Origin of the sequence: Pseudomonas sp. GD03944 (assembly GCF_029839275.1) — a bacterium.
GTDB lineage: Bacteria > Pseudomonadota > Gammaproteobacteria > Pseudomonadales > Pseudomonadaceae > Aquipseudomonas.
Genome location: NZ_JAOCAH010000002.1, coordinates 51,391 through 67,578 on the forward strand (window position 1 = coordinate 51,391; position 16,188 = coordinate 67,578).

General features: G+C 68.2%; 8 protein-coding genes. 4 read left to right on the forward strand and 4 right to left on the reverse strand.

Going from position 1 to position 16,188, the window contains the following annotated elements; genetic code table 11:
* Window positions 1–187 precede the first annotated feature (187 nt).
* Window positions 188–457, forward strand: a complete 270-nt coding sequence (locus tag N5C28_RS03975) for a hypothetical protein (RefSeq protein WP_279820426.1) — start codon at window positions 188–190, stop codon at window positions 455–457.
* Entirely contained in the window at window positions 438–734 is a 297-nt protein-coding gene (locus tag N5C28_RS03980; RefSeq protein ID WP_279820429.1) for a LasR-specific antiactivator QslA, read from the forward strand. Before N5C28_RS03975 ends, N5C28_RS03980 begins: the two co-directional genes overlap by 20 nt.
* 66 nt (window positions 735–800) lie before the next feature.
* Here the strand turns inward: N5C28_RS03980 and N5C28_RS03985 are convergent, their stop codons facing one another.
* Window positions 801–2,477 carry an inverse autotransporter beta domain-containing protein gene (locus N5C28_RS03985; RefSeq protein WP_279820431.1) on the reverse strand — a complete coding sequence of 559 codons (1,677 nt, stop codon included), beginning with the start codon at window positions 2,475–2,477 and terminating at the stop codon, window positions 801–803.
* 411 nt (window positions 2,478–2,888) lie between these two features.
* Between N5C28_RS03985 and N5C28_RS03990 the strand changes: the two genes are divergently transcribed.
* Window positions 2,889–3,317: a DUF2231 domain-containing protein gene (locus tag N5C28_RS03990; RefSeq protein WP_279820433.1), complete on the forward strand. Its 429-nt coding sequence runs from the start codon at window positions 2,889–2,891 to the stop codon at window positions 3,315–3,317.
* The gene (locus tag N5C28_RS03995; RefSeq protein ID WP_279820436.1) at window positions 3,314–4,606 is read left to right on the forward strand and encodes a sorbosone dehydrogenase family protein; all 1,293 of its coding nucleotides are present in this window, start codon (window positions 3,314–3,316) and stop codon (window positions 4,604–4,606) included. Before N5C28_RS03990 ends, N5C28_RS03995 begins: the two co-directional genes overlap by 4 nt.
* Window positions 4,607–4,642: 36 nt before the next feature.
* On the opposite strand, the gene N5C28_RS04000 is transcribed toward N5C28_RS03995, so the two are convergent.
* From N5C28_RS04000 to N5C28_RS04010, 3 genes are all read right to left on the reverse strand, one after another.
* Entirely contained in the window at window positions 4,643–5,035 is a 393-nt protein-coding gene (locus N5C28_RS04000; RefSeq protein WP_279820439.1) for a GFA family protein, read from the reverse strand.
* A gap of 174 nt (window positions 5,036–5,209) precedes the next feature.
* Window positions 5,210–9,430: an OmpA family protein gene (locus N5C28_RS04005; protein WP_279820440.1), complete on the reverse strand. Its 4,221-nt coding sequence runs from the start codon at window positions 9,428–9,430 to the stop codon at window positions 5,210–5,212.
* On the reverse strand, window positions 9,427–15,885 hold the full coding sequence (locus tag N5C28_RS04010; RefSeq protein WP_279820443.1) for an SdrD B-like domain-containing protein: 6,459 nt from the start codon (window positions 15,883–15,885) through the stop codon (window positions 9,427–9,429). The genes N5C28_RS04005 and N5C28_RS04010 overlap by 4 nt, the downstream gene beginning before the upstream one ends.
* Window positions 15,886–16,188: the final 303 nt, after the last annotated feature.

The window sequence follows — 16,188 nt, forward strand, 5'->3', positions numbered from 1 at the left end:
GGCCGGCGTCCTTCGTGGCCGGTATTCCTACCCTCGTACGGTCCGCCACCCAAACCCGTAGGAAGGTTAGTTGGCGGCTCCTTAATCTCACGAAGGAGCATAGGGATTATGCATTTTCCCCCTTTTACCCAAGGGCTCCACCTTGGGCTTGCCAGTGCGTCATCCACCTCCCGCCAGGAGGTGCGCCATGCCTGATCACACCGTCATCCCCTTCCCTCTCACCCCCAAACCGTCAAACGATAAACCGCCACAAGACTGCCCGTTCCAGGCCCTGGCCGAGTTGCGCTGGGCAATGCTGCGCACGCTGGTCAGGGAGCTGGCTCGGTTGCAGCCGACCGGCAACCGTGACGAGCAGCGCCACCATGCCCGCGAACGGCTGCGCGACGTCGCGGCGCGGTATCGCGCGCCGTTGGCCGAGGCCGGATGGAGGGCTCGCCATGCAAAAGCGTTTCAATAGCCACCTACTCAGCCACGACGGCCACGCGGGCGCATCCATCGGTTGGCCGCAGGATTGCCAGCAGGCATTCAGCGAGGGGGTGGCCTGTGCCAATGCCTGGCTGGACAGCGACGGCTCCGGCTGGCTGTGGGCCAACCTGATCGTCGAGCGCGATGCATTGCCCACGGGCGTGGAGCGGCGCGCGTTCGAGGTGGGGTTCTTGAGCCGGGTGCACCAGCGCCTGTGCTCGCCCCTGGGCGGCAACCACCAAGCTCGGCAAACCGCACTGAGGCTGTAGCCGACCAGGGCCGTAAAACAACCAAGCCCGCACAGGGCGGGCTTGGTTGGCGGCATGTTCAGCGACTTACGGGCAGACCGTTCCGTCGGTGAAGTACAAGGTGCCGATGGATGACCCGGGCGCGCCATTGAGCAGGCAGGTTCCGCCCTGCTTCACGTTGTCCACCGAGCCCGACAGAAACTCCGGCGCGATGCCGTAGGTATCGACCAGGAACACGGCATACGAACCGCTCGCGCCGCTGGCATACAGGGTATTGCCGTAGGCCCTGGCGCTGGCACTGACAAGCTGCAGGGCCACGGCGTTCGCCGTGGGGTGCAGGGCGGTGACATAGTTATTGGCCACCGTGATGTTGAAGGCGTTTTCCAGGCGTATGCCGAACGACGTACCCCCCTCGGACGCGCTGAACACGGTGTTGCCGATCACGCTGGCGTTGCTGACGTTTCTGACCTCGACCCCAATCGGGTTGTTGAGGAACGGGTCCGTGGTGGTGTGCGTGATGTTCAGGCCGGTCAGGGTGCTGTTGTCAGCCATCCTGACGAGCCCAGTGCTGCCGACAAGCGAGCCACTGATACTGGCACCCGGCAGCGAGACGGTCGCCGCGCGGCCGCTGGCGGTGCGTACCTCCAGGTTGCCCCTGCCGATCAGGCTCTGCCCCGGTTGCAGCCGGAGCTGGCCGACGTTGGTGAAGTCGCCTGACAGCACCACGGTGCTGTTGGCACCGGCCCCTGTCACGGCGCCCGACAAGGCGCTGCCCGCGAGGTCGGCACTGGACAGGGCGACGAGCTGTTGCCCATTGGCGGTGGCGGTGGCCAGCTCCCGCTCGGTGTGGGCACGCACCTGGCTGACGATGTCCACGTCGCGCACGATGGGCGCCAGCATGCGCCGTTCCTGGGCGTTCAGCGACGAGGCGCGCGAGGCACCGCCGCCCAGCGGAATGCGCAGGCGCAGCCCCAGGAAGCCCTGGTCGTCACGCGCGTTGTCGTCCTGGTACTCGGCACTGAGGGTCAGCTGAGCGCCCTGCAGCCAGCCGCGAAACGGCGTCATGCTGTATTCGCTGCGCACGCGGGCGCCTTCGACCTTGATGCCATCGTCCTCGAAGCGGTAGCCCGCGAGAAAGACCCGCAGCTGGCGCTCATCCTCGGCATCGAACAGCGGCAGGCGCCAGCCGGCCTCGAGGTCGAAACCGGGCAGTGCCTGTTCCTGCTGGTACGTGGTGGCGACCATCAGGCCCGAGCCGACCACCTCGCCACGGCTGGACTCATCGAACGTGTGGCGGCGGGTGCCGATGGGCTGGTAGAGGTTGGCGCGCCATTCCAGGTTCGGGCCGAGGGCCTCCAGGCCGAACGTGGCCTGGTTGAAGGTGTTGTCGAACTCCGTGCGGCGGTGGTCCCAGAAGCCGTAGGCACCCAGGTTCCAGCCGCTGTCGAGCATATGGCGCACGCCGCCGCCGATGCTGCCTTCGTTGTCGCTCGAATCATCGACCCGGCCGCGCAGGTTGGCGAAGTACAGGGTGCGCTCGCTCTGCAACAGCGGGAAGAAGAAGTTGCCCTCGCCGATGCTGCGCTCCGTGCCCCACTTGCCTTCGAGGTCTAGGTACGGCGACCACTTCCCGGCCGGTGCCTGCTCGGCAGCCAGGCAGCCCGTGGCCCCCACCAGCAGGACGCCCGGCAAGAGTGAAGAAAGACGCGAACGGTTGGCGTGGCAACGGGCGTGGCGAGGCCGGCGGCTCGATGGCTTTTGCATGGACTGCTCCGATCATCCAATCGAATGACATTTTTTGTTGTGTGAGTGCGCTCAGCGACCGCGGTTGGCTAGGCGGCGAGGTGCTCTTTGGCACCTTCGTACTGATAGGCAAGTAGTGTGCGGGGGCGCTTCGCCACTGTCCATCGCTCCCGGGCCACACAGCCGACCAACGGCCGGTTGTGGGTCACGATTCAATCCGTTCACGGGCTAGGGCCCGCCGGGTGCCCATCGTGCGCCCAATCCGGCAATGACCGGGGCCTGGGGCCGTCGTCTTATGGCAGTGGCATGAAATGAGGGTGAACTATCACGACAACGCAGCGATCCCTTCTTAGACGCAGTCAGCGTGAGCCTGACGGTCCGTGCGCCTGCAGCGGGCCTCAGTCCAGGACCTCTGAACGTTAAGGAGCTACCGTGACCGTTACCACCCACCCCGCCTACCGAAGCACGCCGGGCCCGCTGCACGCGATCCTGCTGGCCGGCACCGTGCCCCTCTTTCTCGGCGCCCTGCTGAGTGACATCGCCTACTACCAGACCTACCAGATCCAGTGGAGCAACTTCGCCTCCTGGCTGATTGCCGGGGGCCTGGTGTTCGGCGGGCTGGCGGCGCTGTTCGCCCTGGTCAACCTGCTGCGCGCCCAGCCGAAGACCGGGCGGCCGCTGGTCTACTTCCTGCTGTTGCTGGTCACCTGGGTGCTCGGGCTGCTGAACGCCTTCGAACATGCCAAGGACGCCTGGGCCGTGATGCCCCAGGGCCTGGTGCTGTCGGCCGTCGTCACGCTGCTGGCACTGGTCGCGTCCTGGATCGGTCTTACCAGCCTGCGCGCGGGAGGTGAGCAATGAAAACGTCGAGCACCCTGACCCTGCTCAGCCTGGCAGTCCTGCTGAGCGCCTGCGGTGGCGAACAGGACACCGCCCAGGAATACGGCAGCAACCCGACCCTGCCCGAGCCCCAGCGCGGCCTGCTGCCGAGCATGAAGATCGCCGAGCCCGCCGAGTGGGGCGAGCGCACGCCCACCGTGCCGGAAGGGTTCACGGTCACGGCGATCGCTACCGACCTGAAGATCCCGCGCCAGAGCCTGGTGCTGCCCAATGGCGACATCATCGTTGCCGAAGGCCGGGGCGGTAACGCCGCCAAGCTCAAGCCCAAGGACGTGATCGCCGGCGTGATCAAGGCCGAGGGCAATACCAAGGTCAAGGGCGGCAACCGCCTGACGCTGCTGCGCGACGCCGACGGTGACGGCACCTACGAGGTGCAGACGGTGTTCGCCGAGAACCTCAACGCGCCCTATGGGCTGGCGTTCGCCAACGGCAACCTGTACGTGGCCAACCAGGATGCGCTGGTGCGCTTCGAGTACCAAGACGGCCAGACCGAGGCCGGCGGCCCGCCGATCAAGGTCACCGACCTGCCCTCGGAGATCAACCATCACTGGACCAAGGCCCTGACCGTCAGCGAAGACGGCCGCTACCTGTATGTCGGCATCGGCTCCAACAGCAACATCACCGAGCGCGGCATGGAGGCCGAGGTCGACCGCGCCCTGGTGTGGCAGGTGGACGCCGAGACCGGCGCCTACAAGCCCTACGCCACCGGCCTGCGCAACCCCACCGCACTGACCATCCAGCCGGACACCGGCGTGCTCTGGGCCGTGGTCAACGAGCGCGACGAACTCGGCCCCGACCTGGTGCCGGACTACCTGACCTCGGTGCGCGAAGGCGGCTTCTATGGCTGGCCCTACGCCTACTGGGGCAAGAATGTCGACCCGCGGGTGAAGCCGGAAAACCCGGACAAGGTGGCCGCCTCCATCACCCCGGACTACGCCCTGGGTTCCCATGTGGCGGCGCTGGGCGTGGACTTCTCCATCCCGGAAATGGGCGAAGCGTTCGCCGACGGCGTGTTCGTCGGCGAGCACGGCAGTTGGAACCGCGACAACCCGGTGGGCTACAAGGTGATCTTCGTGCCGTTCAGCAACGGCCGCCCGGCCGGCGACCCGATCGACTTCGCCACGGGCTTTCGCGGTGATGACGGGAAAACCCGCGGCCGCCCGGTGGGCGTGACCGTGGACCCGAAAGGCGCGCTGATCATCGCCGACGACCTGGCCAACACCGTCTGGCGCGTGACCCGCACCCAGTAAGCCGTACCGCACGGGGCGTGCAAACGCCCCGTGTGGCTAGCCTTCGGAACGCCCCGTGGCATCGCGGTCGTGGGCGTAGCGTCGGCTGAGCGGGAACGCCGGCAACCAGGGTTCGCGGCGCACGATCCAGCTTTCGTAGGTCGGTTTGAACTGGTCCGGTATGTCCAGGGTGCCCAGGTTCACTTCGACTTCATCGCCACTGCGGGCGAACACCGAAGAGCCACAGCGGGGGCAGAAAAAACGCCCCTCGTAGTCCCGCGTCTCCCCTTCGACCGTCACCGCCTCCTCGGGGAACACCGCGGCCGCATAGAACAACGCGCCATGGTGCTTGCGACAGTCCATGCAGTGGCACAACCCGACCCGGTAGGGTTGGCCCGAGGCCACGAGCCGAACGTTGCCGCACAGGCAACCGCCAGTGAACGTCTCCATCTTGCGCCTCCTCTGAGATCGAACCTCACCCCTTGCTATAGCGCTCAATCCGCGCCCGGGAAAGTGGCCAGGCCATCGCGCCCTGCCACGTCGCCCACATGAGTTGTGATCGTTTCAGATGAGTGTCGTTCAGGGAGCGCGTCAACCGGCCCGCCCAGTGGGCGGGCCTTGCGATCAGTACTTGCCGACCGCGTTGAAGAACCAGCCCTGGCTGCGGTACGACAGGTCGGTCAGGTCGTCGCTGAAGTCGCTGAAGTTGTAGCCCACACCAGCCTTGAAGTGGTTGCCGAAGTGCCGGTAGACGCCGAACAGCGCGCCCACGCGGCTGTCCTTGGCGGCGAATTCGTCGCGGCGGCGGATCTCGGTCATCAGGTCCCACTTCTTGGTCACGTGCCAGTCCACCCGGGCGGCGATCAGCTGGCCGCGGCTGTCGAACCAGTCGGCCGAGGTGTCGCGGCTCATGCGCAACTCGCTCAGGCGGTAGGCGTACTTGCCGCCCACGCTCCAGCGCTCGTTGAGGTCGTAGATGCCGTCGACGGCGAATACGTGGCTGCGCTGGGCGTAGTCCACGGTGCTGCCGGTGGCGGTCGAGACCTGGTCCGGGGGCGGCATGTCCGCCAGGTAGGTGTACTTGGCGAGCAGGTTCAGGCGGTCGTTGAACACCGGGCGGTAGGCATAGCCCAGGGACGCTTCGACGAAATCACCGTCGAAGTAATCGCCGCGGTCGGAGTCACCCACCGAGAAGTCCAGCTTGCTGATGAAGCGCCAGTCCGGGTTGACCTGGTAGCTCAGGTTATTGCGCATCAGCCAGACCGACAGGTCCTGCACGTCGCTCTGGTCCTTGCGCAGTTCCAGGCGGCTGGCGTAACGCACATCGCCCCCGCTGTAGCCGACCTTGACCCCGGCCGCGCGGCGCTTGAGCTCGTAGTCGCTGCCGCTGTTGAAGGTGCCGAACTCGGTGGTCAGGCCGTAGCTCCAGCGGTCGTTGGGCGCAAAATCCAGGCCGTAGCCCTGGATCACGCCGGCCTGGTCGCCGTGCTGCATGCGCTGCTCGGCGTAGACGCTGGTGCTGTCCGTCCAGCGCGAACGGGCGCCGGAAACGAACTGGCCGTTGCGCCCGTTGCCGTACAGGCCGCTGCGGTCGGCGAAGCCATTGTCGGTACGGTCGCTGTCCAGTTCGTAGTTCAGGTACAGGTTGGTGCGGTCGGAGGCGTCGTAATTGACCCCGCCCTTCATGCCCAGGCCCAGGTTGCCGCCGGACACCTCGCCGTTGAGCGAGGTGCGCTCGTTCAGGCGGTAGTCACCACCGACGCCGATGCGGTTGTTGGCCTGGCGGCCACCGGAACGGCTCAAGGTGCCCTGGGTCAGGCCGTACACCGACCAGTCGTCCTCGGCGTGGTACAGCGCCTGGAAGATGGCGTCGTTGCGCGTGCCTTCGTCATAGTTGCCCGTGTCGTAGCCGGCGTAGGTGCCGGTGTACAGGTTGCGGTAGGCGCTGCCGTAGCGCTGCTGGTCGTTGCGCACGCCCGCCGACAGGCGCCAGGCCTCGCTCAGGTCATAGGCGACGCTGCCCTCGGCGGCGCGCCGGGACCGGCCGCCGTCTTCCTCGGTCTGGTCGGCCTTGATCTTCATCTCGGTGCGTTCGTTCAGCGGCGTGGTGAAGCTGCCGCCCACCTGGTCCGCCGCCAGGGCTGACAGACGCCCCGGCGAGGAGAAGCCGGCGTCGCGGCTCTCGTAGTAGAAGGTGCCGCGCCCTTCGGAATCCTCGACCACGTCCTTCAGGTCGAACGCCGTTTCCACCCGGTTGGCGTAGGCCGCCGAATCGCTGCCGGTGCTCTGCAGGCCGAAGCCGAAGCCGCCGTCATAGGAGAAACGCTGGTCGAAGCTGTCGCCCTCGCTCTGCGCCGATTCCAGTTTCAGCCAGGTGCCTTCGCTGTGGCGCAGCAGCAGGTCGCCGCCGGCCAGGGTCTGGTCGGCACGACCGGTCTGCTCCTGCATGCTGCCAGTCAGGCCGACCCGCACGTTGTCGTTGAGCCAGTAGGCGGTGCGCCCGCCGTAAGCCAAGTCGTCGAGCTTGTCCAGGCCCGGCGAGTACTCATAGCCGATCACCAGGTACGCGGGGTTGCCCGACAGGCTGCCGCCGGAGCGGATCAGGGTGTTGGCGTCGGCGTTGGCCGACAGCGGGCGGCTGAGCATCACCCGGCCCTGTAGCGAACTGATCTCGTAGTCGATGCCGGCCACCAGGTCCTGGCTGTAGAGCACCAGCCCGGAATCCTGGTCGCGCACCTCGATGCGCACCCGCTCGCTGCCCTCGGTGATGTCCTGGTGACGGAGGTAGTAGAGCGAACCGCCGGTGCCACGGAAATCTTCCCGCGCCGAGGCCGTGCCCGGCTCGGCAGCGAAGCCCTCGACCTGCAGGCGACGCTCGCCGAAGCTGGTGAAGCCGTCGCTGCGGTAGCGTGCCTGGGCACCGTAGAGGCTGCGGTCGATCTGGGTCAGTTCGGTGTCGCGGATCTGCGCACGGAAGTTACCCCACATGGCGTGGGACTTCTCGTCCTCGACCTTGACGTAGAACTTGCCCCGCGTCGGCGCGTCCTCGACCAGGGTCGAATCGTCGCCGAAGGTGGCCCAGCCCTTGTCCGAATCGGAGTCGAGGCGACGCAGGAACTCGCGCGGGTCCTTCTCGTTGAAGTTGCTGAACAGGCTGTCGGCCGGCTCTTCGCCGGTGTCGACGCTGGCGGTGACGGTGTACTTACCGTCCACCTTGCCCTTGCTGTAAAAGGCCAGGCGACCGTCGGCGTACAGCTCGTCGTCGTAATAGCGGTCTTCCTGGGTCACCAGACGCGCCGGGCCGCTGGTGTTCTGCTGGCCCACGGTGAAGTCCGCGATGGCCACGGTGAACCAGTCCTGTTGCGGCAGGCGCAGGTCGCGGCGGTAGATACGGCCCTTGCCGGCGTCGTCCAGCACCGCGACTTCCACGGTGTGCAGGCCGCGCGGGATGATCTGCGCGGCAGCGAAGGTGCCATTGCGGTCGACCGGCACCGGGCGGCCCATGACGAACACATGCTGGCCGTCCTTGATCTGTTTGCCGTTGACCGTGACGGTACCGCCGGCCACTGGAATGTTGTGGCGCTGCAGGCGGTTGCCGCCGTAGCCGGCCAGCAGGTCGGCGGCCTCGTCCTCCTCGCTCGGCGCTGCAGTGCCGCGGGTGACCTCCAGGGTCTGGGGCGCTGTTTCGTCGAAACGCCCCTGCTCGTCGTACACCCGCAGCTGGTAGTGGACCCGCTCCGGCAGGTCGGCCGGCGGCGTCCAGCTGCCGGCCAGTAGCGGGTCGAGCGGCACCACGCCGAGCAGCTCGGGCTCGCCGAACAGGCGCTTGCGACCGAGGATGCGCACCTCGGCCCGGTCGATCCAGTGCAGGTAGTTGCTGTAGCCGTTGAACTGCAGCGGCTCGCCGACCGTGGCGGTACGGGCGCCGCTGACTAGGTTCAGGCGCGGCTGGGCCGACAGGTTGTCGAAGCGCACCTGCAGCAGGTCGCGGGCCAGGCTGAGGTCCACGCAACGCTGGGCATCCGCACTGCCACGGGCGCCTTCGTCCCCACCCCGGCTCTGGGGCTGAGGCTGACCGTCGACGCTGATGCGGAACGGTACGGTGTCCTGCTCGGGCACGCTGCCGGCGGCGCAGGTCGGGGCTTCGTCGGTGCGGGTGACCACCGCCTCGTCGTACCAGATTTCCACCTCGACCCGGCGGTTGACCGCCCAGGCTTCCGGGCTGTCGCCCGCCACCAGCGGCTCGTTCGGGCCACGGCTGTCGACGCTGACCTGCTCGGGGTCGAGCTTCAGGCGCTCGATGAAGATCGCCGCCACTTCCTTTGCACGCTGCAGGCCCAGGCCCAGGTTGTCCTGGTAGATCGCCTGGCTGCGCGGCGACAGGCGCTGCGGGTCGGTATGACCGACCAGGTGCAGGCGCAGGTTGCGCTTGCCGACCAGGCGCTGCATCAGCTCGCCCAGCGCGTCGCTGTCGCGCGCCGGCACCACCGAGCGGCCGGAGGCGAAGCGCACCAGCGGCAGGCCGTCGCGCAGCACCACGCTGTCGATGCGCTCGTCATCCACGCTCAGCAGTTGCTCGCGGTGGCCGAGGGCATCCTCGCGCTGCCAGAGAATCAGTTTTTCGCGCGGCAATTCGCGCTCGGCATTGTGCGGCAGCGCCGGCAGGCCGCCCGGCGTCAGCGGCCGACGCTGCCACAGCGACTCGTCTTCCATCGCGCCACGCGGGCCTTGCAGGCCGCAGCCCTGGTTCACGCCACACTGTTCGGTGGCGGCCGCAACGGCGACCGCCAGGGGGTTCAGGGACAATGCGGCCACACCGCACGCCAACCACTTGCGCATGCTCATCGAACTACCTCCACGCTGTCACCGACCGGTACGATTTCTTCCTCCACTTGCAGGTCGTAACAGCAGTCGTGGGGCTCCCAATGGGCCTTCAGCCAGTCGCTGACATGGGCGATGCGCGTCCGGGCGTCGTCCACCGAGCCCTCCAGCGGCAGGCGGTAGGCGATGCGCAGCACCGATGGCTCGGCGTGCAACAGGTTCAGCACGTCATCCAGCTGCGCCTGGTACGGCTCGGTCAGGCGGTTGTCCGCGCCGAAGGCCGCGTCCGACAGGTCCAGGCGGATCACGCGGTGAATGCTCGCGCCGAAGTTGGCCTTGACCAGGCGACCCTGGGTCATGCGCACCACGCGCGGGTTCTCGGTGATGATCCGGTAGCCGCTCGGCAGGCTGCGCTCGTCGACCTTGACGATGAAGTTGCTGCCGCGCATTTCGCTGGGCACGTCGGCGCAGGCGATGTGATACCGGCCGTACTGGTCGGTGGTCACCAGCCAGCCCTTGGGCGTGGCCAGGCGCACGCCGGGGATGCCGGGCTCGCCTTCGTCCTGGTAGCCGTTGCGGTTCTGGTCGTCGAAGACCTTGCCGATCAGGTCCGAGCAGTCGAAAGTCGGGTCGGCCACCACGCGCACGGTGGCGCTGGCGACGTTGGAAACCCGCGCATCGGCCAGCATGTTCAGGGCCCAGGCCTGGTTGACGTATTCGTTGAAGCCCACGCCCGAACCCACCACCAGCAGCAGCTTGACGGTCAGGCTCTGGCCGGCGGCCAGGGTCTGGTTCGGCCAGCGCAGACGGCGGCCCACCACTTCCGGCTCGGTCGGCACGCCTTCGATCTGCGCCGACCCGGCGATGTACTTGAAGCCCGGCGGGATCTGGTCGTCGATGGCGACGTTGGCCAGGGTGCTGCTCAGGGTGTTGCGGGCAGTCAGGGTGTAGGGCACCAGCTCGCCACGGGTGACGTTCACCTTCGGCGTGGTCTTGGTCATCACCACCGCGCCACCCAGGACCGGGTCGAGCGGGATGTGGTTGTTCAGCACATCGTCCACCACCCCGCCGAGGATGAAGCGCAGGTAGTACTGGGTGGTGCCGCTGCCCACCGGCAAGGCGCCGGACGCTGCCGGGCACGCCGCCGGGTCATGGGCCGGCACACCGGCGCCAGGGGCCAGCGCGCTGTTCTGCACGTACACCGGCGCACCGGCATTGCCGACCGACAGGGTCGCCTGGCACGCCGGGATCAGCGTCGACGGTTCCGGCAGGTAGCCGGCCGGCGCCGTGACGTCCAGCAGGTAGGTGCCGCTCGGCGCCGCCGGGGTCAGGAAGAACTGGTAGAAACCGTCCGGACCGGTGGTCTGGCTGGCGCCGGCCACGCCGCCGACCAGGTGGGCCGCCGGGTCGAAACCGCCCGGACCGACGATGCGCACCACCGCACCGGCAACCGGCTCGCGGGTGACGGCGTCATAGACCACGCCCGACGGATCGACCGGCAGGTTCTGCTCGATGATGTCGCCACCACCGGTGACGTTGATGGTCAGGGTGCGGGTGGCGGTGTCGACGGTGCCGTTGACCGCGCCGTTCGGGTCCTGCGGCACCGGCGTGCCGTACACCGCGCGGCTGACGGGGTGGTAGAAGGCCAGGCGGTACGTACCTGGCAGCAGGGTCAGGCGGTAGCTGCCGTCTGCACCGGTGATGGTGCTGGCCTGCAGGCGCCCGGCGCTGTCGCGCGCCTCCACGGTCCAGCCTTCGAGGCCGCGTTCGTTGGTGTTCTGCTGCTGGTCACGGCTGGACGACTCGAACCAGACCTTGCCCGACACGCTGGCGCTGGTGGCGGTGCCGTCGCGCTCGCCGAACAGGTAGCCGCTGACGTCGCTGCCGTTGATCTGCACATTGTCGATCACGTCGGTGCCCGGGCCGCCTGGCACGCCACCACCGGTACCGGCGGTGTCGCGCCCGTCCTGGTAACCGGCCGGCTGCGCTTCGGTAACGCGGTAGGTGCCGTTGGGCAGGCCGTCGAAGCGGTAGGTGCCGTCGGCCTCGGTAACAGTGGTGCAGGCGCTCGCCGGCAGCAGCGTGCCGCAGATCGCCGTGCCGTCGGGCGTGGTGCCGCTGAGGGTAATGGTCACCCCGGGGATGCCCTGCTCGTCCGCGCTGCGCTGGCCGTCGTCGTTGCCGTCCAGGTAGACCAGGCCGGACAGGCTGGAACCGGTCTCGCCGAAGTCGTACTGGGTGCCGCGGTCGTCCGGGGCGACCACGATGGCGCTGATGCTGTCGCTGCCGGTGGGGTTGTCGTTGACCGTGCCGCCCAGGCTACCGGCGTGCTCGCGGCCGTCGGCGAAGGCGTTCAGCGGCGCGCTGCCGTTGGCCTGCTGGGTCAGGGTGTAGCCGCTGGCGTCGCTGGCCGGCACGGTGAACTGGTAGGCGCCGCTGGCATCGGTCTGCACCGTGCAGCTGGTCTGCACGTCGCACACGTCGACGCCGTTGATGGTGGTGCCGGACAGGGTGATGGACACGCCCTGGATGCCGGTCTCGCCGGCCTCGCAGATGCCGTTGTCATTGCTGTCCACGCACACCCGGCCCGCCAGGCTGGCGCTGACCAGCTCGCCGAACAGGTAGCCGGTGGCCGCGGTGTCGCGCCCCAGGGTGATGCCGCCGACTTCGTCGGTGGTGCCGTTCTGGGTGTGGCTGCCGCCGGCGTCGCCGATGCTGTCGCGGCCGTCGAAGTAACCGGTGGGCAGGACTTGGATCAGGGTGTAGCCGGTGGCATCAGCCGAATTCAGGTCATCGAACAGGAAGGTGCCATCGGCACGGGTCTGCACGGTGACGTCCACGGCATTGCCATAGGCATCGTTGCCGGTCAGGCGCACCGGGGTGTTGCCGATGCCGCTTTCGCCGCTGTCGAAAATCCCGTCGTTGCTGGCGTCGACGAACACCGCACCGGCGATGCTCGACTTGATCACCTGCACCGTGCCGCAGGCGCTGACGTTGTTGCCGGAAATCGGGTCGATCTGGTCGGTGGTGGCGCTGGCGCAGTTCTGCGCGGTGCCGCCGGTGGGGTAACGGATGAAGCGCACCGGCGCGGTGACCACAGCGGTGGCGCCGGCGGTCACGGTGCCGAAGTCGCAGGACAGGGCCTGCCCCACCACGCTGCAGGTGCCGTTGGTGTTGTCGGTGGCGTTGACCCAGGTGACGGGCGTACCGCTGATGTACTCCATGTCCGCCGGCAGGGTGCTGGTCAGGTCGGTCTGGCCGGAGGTGCCGGGGCCGTTGTTGGACACGTTGAACTGCCAGTCGAACGGCTCGCGCACTTCCACCGGGCCCTGGTTGGGCACCGCGATGTCGATGTCCGAACGCACGCGGATGGTGGTGGTCTCGGTGTCGATGTCGTCGGCCGGGTTGGTGTCGTTCTCGTTGGTGCTGACCTGGGCACGGGTGCTGACGGTGTAGCCGCTGGTGTCCGGCATGCTCAGCACGCGGTAGGTCAGGTAGCGGGAAATGCTGGCGTCGACCGCGAGCTGGCTTTCGTTGCCGGTGAACTGGCAATTGACGGTCAGGGTCGCCGGGCCGGTGACGCTGCTGCCCACCTGGTCGCACAGACCGATGTTGGCACCGCCCGGCGCCAGGGCGGCGCCGGTGAAGCGTACGGTCTTGCCCGCTGGCGGGGTCATGTCGTAGGTGAAGCGCACCCCGGTGGCCAGTGACGGCCCCTGGTTGGTGATGCGCACCAGGTAATCGATGTCGTTGTTGGCGTTGTCGCCGCCGTTGTCCGGGTCGAAGCCCAGCGGGTCCGGGCCGGCCGGGGTGTTGTCGTTGGTGACGATCAGGGCGTTGAGCGCGGCATTGACCACCGTCACGCTGGCGCTGGCGAAGTTGCCCTGGGTGCCACGGGTGACCGAGGCGTCGGTGCCGATATCGCCGACCACGCCGGTCAGGTCCTCGGCAGTGGTTGTGCTGTAGACCCGCGCCTGGTTGACCAGGGTCGCGGTGCCCTGGGTGCCGGCCTGCCAGTTCGGCCGCACCACCACGGTGACGGTGCGCTGCTCGCCCGCCGGCAGGTTGAAGCCGGTACAGGTCAGGGTGTGGCGCCCGGTGGTGGTGTAGGAGGTGCCGGCGGTCAGGCCGCTGCAGGTGCCGCCGCCCGTGGCGCTCGCGGACAGGAACGTGAAGCCAGGGTCACCGGCGCCGAGGATAAAGTCATCCTTGACCACCACGCTGCTGGCGGTGTTCGGCCCGGCGTTGCGGAAGGTCAGGGTGTAGGTGGCGTTGGTACCGGCCTGGAGGCCGGTCGGGGTGACCACCTTGGACACCATGTGCAGGTCGGCGATCGGCTGGATGCGCAGGTCCGCCGAGGCCACGTTGTCGCCACGGCGCGGGTCGCCCTGGCTGGTGGAGTACACGGAGGCCTGGTTGGTGAAATCACCGGCATCCAGCGCACGGCTGACCGGGATGTTCACGGTCACGGTGTCGCCGGTCTTCAGGACGCCGCCGGTCTGGTCGCAACTCACCAGCCCGGTGCCGCTGACCGAGCAACCGAAGGCAGCAGTGGAGCCATTGACGGTGCTCACCACCGCGCTGGGCGCCGCCACCACGGTGCCGCTGCGGTAGGCCGGCAACTGGTCGCGGATCTGCAGGTCCACGGCGTCGATCGGCGCGCCGGTGGTGTCGCCGTTGTTGCGCACCACCAGGGTGTAGGTGAGGCCGCTTTCGGTGTTGAGCAGGGTGATGCGGTTGCCGGGGGCGGTTCGGCTGTTCGAGGGCGTGCTCACCGATTTTTCGATGGACAGGTCCACCGAGTTGGTGGCGGCGGTCGCGGTGACCGAGGCGGAAATGACCCCGATCGGGTTCCACTGGCCGGGGTGGCTGACCGTGGCAGCGTTGGTGAGCACGCCGGCCTGCTGGGCGCGGGTGACGATCACCAGCGGATCGTTGTCGTTGTTGCGCACCGGAATCGCCTCGGTGTTGGTGCACACCACCGAGGTGCGGCCGGCGCTCGGCGTGTTCCCCTGCACCGCGCAGTTCCAGGGGCCGCTGGCGCTGACGAAGGTTTCCTGGTTGTCGTTGAGCACGTCGGTCAGGGTCACGCTGCCGGCTTGCGCCGCGTAGGGGCCTTGCTCGTTGGTGACGCGCAGGACGCTGGTGATATCACTGCCAACCGCCACCGGGTTGGGGCTCTTGGCCTTGGTGAAGGCCAGGTCCACGGCGTTGTCCGGGCTGACCAGCAGGCTGCGCACCGCGGTGTTATTCGCCGGCAGCGGGTCGACCGGGCCGGCCGCGCCGCCGGTGATGGTCGCGCGGTTGTCGTTGGCGCCATCGTAGAGACGCGGCGTCGGGTCGTTCGGCGCCAGGGCGGTGATCGTGACGGTGTCGCTGCGGCCACTGGCGAAGCTGCCCGCGTGGGGGCAGGTCAGCAACTGACCGCTCCAGCTGCAGGCGCCCCAGCCCGCGCCGGCCGGCACGGCGCTGCCGGGGGTGAAGCCCGCTGGCAGCTGGAAGGTCACGCTCAGGCCATCGCTGGCGGCGCTCGGGCCGGCGTTGCGCGCCGTCAGCACGAAGCGCACTTCCTCGCCCGGGCGGACCGGGGACGGCACCGGCACCGCCTGGGTGATCTGCAGGTCGGCACCGGGGCTGACGCTGACGGTGGCACTGCTGCTGTTGTTGGCGGTGTTCGGGTCACCGGTGGCCGAGCTGATGGAGCCGCTGACCGTCACGTTGCCGCTGCTCACCGCATTGGACAGGCGGGTGACGAACGACAGCGCCGGGTAGCTGGCCCCGGAGGCCAGGCTGGCGCCGCGGGTACAGGTCAGGGTCTGGCCGGCTGTGGCGCAGTTCCAGCCCGAGCCCGAGGCGGACTGGTAGCTCAGGGTGGCGGGCAAGGTGGTGGTGAAAACCTGGTTGCTGGCCGCATCCGGGCCGGCGTTGTTGCCACTCACGGTCCAGGTGATGTCGCTGCCGCCGGGCGCGTTCGCCGGCCCGCTCAGCGTGGCGGCCAGGTCGGCACCGTTGTTGATGGTGGCGCTGCAGTTCTGCTGGTTGTTGGCCGCGTTGGGGTCGGTGTCGGCCGGCCCGGTGGCGAATACGCTGATGCTGCTGATGCTCGGGCCGGTGGCCGCGGTGGTGCGCAGCTGCAGGCTGACCGTGCCGGACGAGGCGCCCGGCAGCGTCGGGAAGCTGCAGGTGACCGCCCCTGGCGTCGCCCCGTCATGGGCACAGCCGGCGGAGGCCGAACCGGCGACGTAGGTGGTGGTGGCCGGCAACGGGATGCGGATCGACGCGCCGCTGGCACTGGCCGAGGAGCCGTTCTCGTAATTGAGATCGACCGTGACCACGCCGCCGCGGATGCCCGGGTTCGGGCTGGTCAGACACTGGGTCAGGCTCAGGTCGACGCTGGCCGCATGCGCCGCCCCGCCGACCAGCCAGACACTCCCCAACAACGCTTGCAGCAAGCGCTTCCTGCGAATCAAACCCGACACGTCGCGACGCTCCGTTATAGCCGTTGCCCTTTTCGCCGTTCGCAGACGCGCGTCGCGGCGGGGGCAGGAACGAGAAAACGTCTCTGCCCGGAAAGGTCTTGAACGGCGGTGCCAAAAAGTGCGGCGAAGATCGGGGAACGCGGGAGGTGGAACAAGACAGCAGGCGGCAATCAAAGGTCGCGCCTGGCGCAACGCCCGTCCGGGCAATCAAAGCCCGGCACGGCGGCGCTTCACGCCCTTGGAAGGTGGGAATTCAGGCAGGCCGGGGGCCGGCTGGCGCGCGCAACGAAACGCTCACCTTTG

Excerpts from the sequence above, each read along its gene's own strand:
- N5C28_RS04005 (WP_279820440.1), bottom strand. The coding sequence starts at position 9,430 with ATGAGCATGCGCAAGTGGTTGGCGTGCGGTGTGGCCGCATTGTCCCTG.
- N5C28_RS04000 (WP_279820439.1), bottom strand. The coding sequence starts at position 5,035 with ATGGAGACGTTCACTGGCGGTTGCCTGTGCGGCAACGTTCGGCTCGTG.
- N5C28_RS03980 (WP_279820429.1), top strand. The coding sequence starts at position 438 with ATGCAAAAGCGTTTCAATAGCCACCTACTCAGCCACGACGGCCACGCG.
- N5C28_RS03975 (WP_279820426.1), top strand. The coding sequence starts at position 188 with ATGCCTGATCACACCGTCATCCCCTTCCCTCTCACCCCCAAACCGTCA.
- N5C28_RS03995 (WP_279820436.1), top strand. The coding sequence starts at position 3,314 with ATGAAAACGTCGAGCACCCTGACCCTGCTCAGCCTGGCAGTCCTGCTG.
- N5C28_RS03985 (WP_279820431.1), bottom strand. The coding sequence starts at position 2,477 with ATGCAAAAGCCATCGAGCCGCCGGCCTCGCCACGCCCGTTGCCACGCC.